The organism is Escherichia sp. S10b (assembly GCF_028421345.1).
Classification (GTDB): Bacteria; Pseudomonadota; Gammaproteobacteria; order Enterobacterales; family Enterobacteriaceae; genus ECMA0423.
In genome coordinates this window covers 1-4,541 of the sequence record NZ_JAHZSO010000033.1, presented here as the reverse complement: position 1 = coordinate 4,541, position 4,541 = coordinate 1, and the positions used below count along the sequence as shown (strand labels likewise).

General features: G+C 47.9%; 4 protein-coding genes and 4 tRNA genes. 1 reads left to right on the top strand and 7 read right to left on the bottom strand.

Annotation, left to right across the window (positions count from 1 at the left end):
* The 5 genes from FTE26_RS02350 to FTE26_RS02330 all read right to left on the bottom strand — a co-directional run.
* Positions 1–294, bottom strand: a 294-nt coding sequence (locus FTE26_RS02350) for a GTP-binding protein (RefSeq protein WP_000031685.1), incomplete at its 3' end; no start/stop codon positions are given.
* A gap of 114 nt (positions 295–408) precedes the next feature.
* Positions 409–484, bottom strand: a tRNA-Thr gene (locus FTE26_RS02345).
* A 6-nt stretch (positions 485–490) separates the two neighbouring features.
* A tRNA-Gly gene (locus FTE26_RS02340) sits at positions 491–565 on the bottom strand.
* Positions 566–681: 116 nt separating this feature from the next.
* Positions 682–766 (bottom strand) — tRNA-Tyr (locus tag FTE26_RS02335).
* 8 nt (positions 767–774) lie between these two features.
* Positions 775–850 (bottom strand) — tRNA-Thr (locus FTE26_RS02330).
* Between the two features lie 361 nt (positions 851–1,211).
* On the opposite strand from FTE26_RS02330, the gene coaA reads away from it, so the two are divergent.
* Positions 1,212–2,162 carry a type I pantothenate kinase gene (coaA, locus tag FTE26_RS02325; RefSeq protein ID WP_000023081.1) on the top strand — a complete coding sequence of 317 codons (951 nt, stop codon included), beginning with the start codon at positions 1,212–1,214 and terminating at the stop codon, positions 2,160–2,162.
* Positions 2,163–2,190: 28 nt separating this feature from the next.
* Here the strand turns inward: coaA and birA are convergent, their stop codons facing one another.
* Complete coding sequence (birA, locus tag FTE26_RS02320; protein WP_000654614.1) at positions 2,191–3,156, bottom strand: bifunctional biotin--[acetyl-CoA-carboxylase] ligase/biotin operon repressor BirA; 966 nt, start codon at positions 3,154–3,156, stop codon at positions 2,191–2,193.
* Positions 3,153–4,181, bottom strand: a complete 1,029-nt coding sequence (murB, locus tag FTE26_RS02315) for a UDP-N-acetylmuramate dehydrogenase (RefSeq protein ID WP_001016695.1) — start codon at positions 4,179–4,181, stop codon at positions 3,153–3,155. The genes birA and murB overlap by 4 nt, the downstream gene beginning before the upstream one ends.
* Positions 4,182–4,541: the final 360 nt, after the last annotated feature.

The following is a 4,541-nucleotide window of genomic DNA, read 5'->3' as shown; positions in this document are numbered from 1 at the left end:
CTGAGCAGCACCGGTGATCATGTTTTTAACATAGTCGGCGTGCCCCGGGCAGTCTACGTGTGCGTAGTGACGGGTCGGGGTGTCGTATTCAACGTGAGAAGTGTTGATGGTGATACCACGAGCTTTTTCTTCCGGCGCGTTATCGATCTGGTCGAATGCGCGAGCAGCACCGCCGTAGGTTTTAGCCAGTACGGTAGTGATTGCAGCGGTCAGCGTTGTTTTACCATGGTCAACGTGGCCGATAGTACCGACGTTAACGTGCGGTTTTGTACGTTCAAACTTTTCTTTAGACATCGATTGTCCCTCTAAGACACGGATAAATCGGTGATATCACCACATCAACCAGGCAACATGCCCGACTTGTTGAATGCAATAAACAGAAGGGAAAAACAGGGAGGAGAAAAGAAGTGGTGCTGATAGGCAGATTCGAACTGCCGACCTCACCCTTACCAAGGGTGCGCTCTACCAACTGAGCTATATCAGCACATCTTGGAGCGGGCAGCGGGAATCGAACCCGCATCATCAGCTTGGAAGGCTGAGGTAATAGCCATTATACGATGCCCGCATCCTGGAACTCGGCTACCTGATTTTCATTCTGCACTGAATATCGAGAGAAGCTCTCTTTATTCGAGCCGGTAAGCGAACTTATCGTCTCGGGCTACGCCATCGCGTGGCCGAAATTGGTGGTGGGGGAAGGATTCGAACCTTCGAAGTCTGTGACGGCAGATTTACAGTCTGCTCCCTTTGGCCGCTCGGGAACCCCACCGGACTTGATGGTGCCGACTACCGGAATCGAACTGGTGACCTACTGATTACAAGTCAGTTGCTCTACCTACTGAGCTAAGTCGGCATCAAGTAGCGCGCATTCTATGGAGACATGCGAGTTCATGCAACTAAAAAATTGCATAATTTGTTTTATTGGTCACATTTTATGCGACACGATGAAGAAACAGCCGAACGGAGGGCAGATTAGCACACTTTTTCAACATCATTGTGCTCAACAATGCGCTCCTGCTAAACCATAATTCTTTTTATCAGATGGAATATCTGTCACATTGCTTTTCAACGATAGCTTCCTGGCAGAGATTTTTTCTTATTATTCCTCCCCATCTGGTGTTACCCTCCTGCCCATTAACCCATTCAACAGAACTGTGACGCGCCATGGCAAATATCGCTTTGCCGATAGAGCTATGACCGCCAGAAACATGCTTATGAGTATAAAAGAGCAAACGTTAATGACGCCTTACCTACAGTTTGACCGCAACCAGTGGGCAGCTCTGCGTGATTCCGTACCTATGACGTTATCGGAAGATGAGATCGCCCGTCTCAAAGGTATTAATGAAGATCTCTCGTTAGAAGAAGTTGCCGAGATCTATTTACCTTTGTCACGTTTGCTGAACTTCTATATAAGCTCGAATCTGCGCCGTCAGGCAGTTCTGGAACAGTTTCTTGGTACTAACGGGCAACGCATTCCTTACATTATCAGTATTGCTGGCAGTGTCGCGGTGGGGAAAAGTACAACCGCCCGTGTATTGCAGGCGCTATTAAGCCGTTGGCCGGAACATCGTCGTGTTGAACTGATCACTACAGATGGCTTCCTTCACCCTAATCAGGTTCTGAAAGAACGTGGTCTGATGAAGAAGAAAGGCTTCCCGGAATCGTATGATATGCATCGCCTGGTGAAGTTTGTTTCCGATCTCAAATCCGGCGTGCCAAACGTTACAGCCCCTGTTTACTCGCATCTTATTTATGATGTGATCCCGGATGGAGATAAAACGGTTGTTCAGCCTGATATTTTAATTCTTGAAGGGTTAAATGTCTTACAGAGCGGGATGGATTATCCACACGATCCACATCATGTATTTGTTTCTGATTTTGTTGATTTTTCGATATATGTTGATGCACCGGAAGACTTACTTCAGACGTGGTATATCAACCGTTTTCTGAAATTCCGCGAAGGGGCTTTTACCGACCCGGATTCCTATTTTCATAACTACGCGAAATTAACTAAAGAAGAAGCGATTAAGACTGCCATGACATTGTGGAAAGAGATCAACTGGCTGAACTTAAAGCAAAATATTCTACCTACTCGTGAGCGCGCCAGTTTAATCCTGACGAAAAGTGCTAATCATGCGGTAGAAGAGGTCAGACTACGCAAATAATTTTCAGGGGAGCTAATGCTCCCCTTTCTTATTTTTCTGCACTACGCAGGGATATTTCACCGCCCATCCAGGGTTTTATTATTCCATCCTGCTCAAGCAATAAAGCGCCCTGTTTGTCTATTCCGCGTGAAATGCCAAATATTTCTTTATCACCAATGATAAGTTTCACTGGGCGATTAATAAAATTATCCAGCTTTTCCCAGCGCGAAAGATAAGGTGCCAATCCTTCTTGTTCGAAGAGTTCCAGCGCCGCGCGTAATTCACGTATTAGCATGGCCGCCAACGTATTACGATCGAGATTGATCCCCGCTTCCTGCAGCGTGATCCACCCCTGATTAACGACACTCTCTTCAACACGACGCATTGCCATGTTGATCCCGGCTCCAATGACTATTTGCGCCGCATCGCCGGTTTTGCCAGTCAGCTCCACAAGAATGCCTGCCAGCTTGCGATCCTGCAGATAGAGGTCATTAGGCCATTTAACACGAACTTTATCTGCACCCAGCTTGCGTAATACTTCCGCCATCACGATACCGATAACCAGACTTAAACCAATAGCCGCCGCCGGGCCTTGTTCCAAACGCCAGAACATCGACAAATATAAGTTTGCGCCAAAAGGCGAAAACCATTTCCGACCCCGGCGACCACGGCCAGCCTGCTGGTATTCTGCAACGCAGGCATCGCCCGATTTAAGCTCTCCGATACGATCAAGAAGGTACTGATTCGTGGAGTCAATAACTGGCAGCACGGCTACACTACCGCCATCCAGCTGACCCAATATCTGTTCAGCATTAAGTAACTGGATGGGCTCAGGCAGGCTATATCCTTTACCCGGAACGGTAAAGACATCAACGCCCCAGTCACGCAGTGTCTGAATGTGTTTATTAATAGCCGCCCGGCTCATTCCCAGCGTTTCACCCAACTGCTCGCCAGAGTGAAATTCACCGTTCGCTAACAGGGCAATCAATTTCAGTGGCACGGTGTTATCCTTCATGAAATTGTCTCCACTGCGCTCACTTCACCTGATGCACCAATAAAGCGGACTTCAGGCTCAAGCCAGACATTAAATTTTTCACCCACTTTTTGTCTTACATGGTGTGCCAGTTGCACCACATCTTCGCTTTTTGCATTGTCTTCATTAATGAGAACTAACGCCTGTTGACGGTGCACCGCAGCCCCACCCATTTGCATCCCTTTTAGCTGGCACTGATCAATAAGCCAACCTGCTGCCAGTTTTACTGAACCACCCGCCTGGGGGTAATTTGGTGCTGTTGGAAATTGCGCCAGTAATGCTTTAGCCGTTTCGGCAGATACAACAGGGTTTTTGAAGAAACTACCGGCATTGCCATTCACTTTTGGATCAGGGAGTTTGGTGGTGCGCATATGACACACCGCATTAAATACTTGCTGTGGCGTTACTGTTGTAGGATCCAGACGAGTTAAGTCACCATACGTTAGTACAGGTTGCCACTCTTTTGGCAGACGCAGACCTACGGCTACAATGGCGAAGCGATCCTGGTATTCATGTTTAAAAATACTGTCGCGATAGCCAAAACGGCACTCTTTGGCAGTTAAGCGCACTTGCTTGCCTGTCGCCAGTTCAACACAATCAACATAAGCGCAAACTCGCTGTAATTCTACGCCATAAGCACCAATATTCTGGATAGGTGATGAGCCGACACAACCAGGAATTAATGCCAGATTTTCCAGACCAGGCATACCTTCCTGCAAAGTGTATTTTACCAGGCGATGCCAGTTTTCTCCGGCTCCTACATGTAAATACCACGCATCAGGTTCATCATGAATTTCGATACCTTTGATCCGGTTGATGATCACCGTGCCGCGATAGTCTTCCAGAAAAAGTACATTACTTCCTTCACCCAGAATAAGAACGGGTTGTCCTTCTGCGGTTGCATACTGCCAGGCATTGAGTAATTGTTGTTCGTCTTCGGCACATACAATGTGCTGAGCATTATGATCAATGCCAAATGTGTTCCAGGGTTTTAAGGAGTGGTTCATAGCTGCTTTCCTGATGCAAAAACGAGGCTAGTTTACCGTATCTGTGGGGGGATGGCTTGTAGATATGACGACAGGAAGAGTTTGTAGAAACGCAAAAAGGCCATCCGTCAGGATGGCCTTCTGCTTAATTTGATGCCTGGCAGTTTATGGCGGGCGTCCTGCCCGCCACCCTCCGGGCCGTTGCTTCGCAACGTTCAAATCCGCTCCCGGCGGATTTGTCCTACTCAGGAGAGCGTTCACCGACAAACAACAGATAAAACGAAAGGCCCAGTCTTTCGACTGAGCCTTTCGTTTTATTTGATGCCTGGCAGTTCCCTACTCTCGCATGGGGAGACCCCACACTACCATCGGCGCTACGGC

Excerpts from the sequence above, each read along its gene's own strand:
- coaA (WP_000023081.1), top strand. The coding sequence starts at position 1,212 with ATGAGTATAAAAGAGCAAACGTTAATGACGCCTTACCTACAGTTTGAC.
- birA (WP_000654614.1), bottom strand. The coding sequence starts at position 3,156 with ATGAAGGATAACACCGTGCCACTGAAATTGATTGCCCTGTTAGCGAAC.
- murB (WP_001016695.1), bottom strand. The coding sequence starts at position 4,181 with ATGAACCACTCCTTAAAACCCTGGAACACATTTGGCATTGATCATAAT.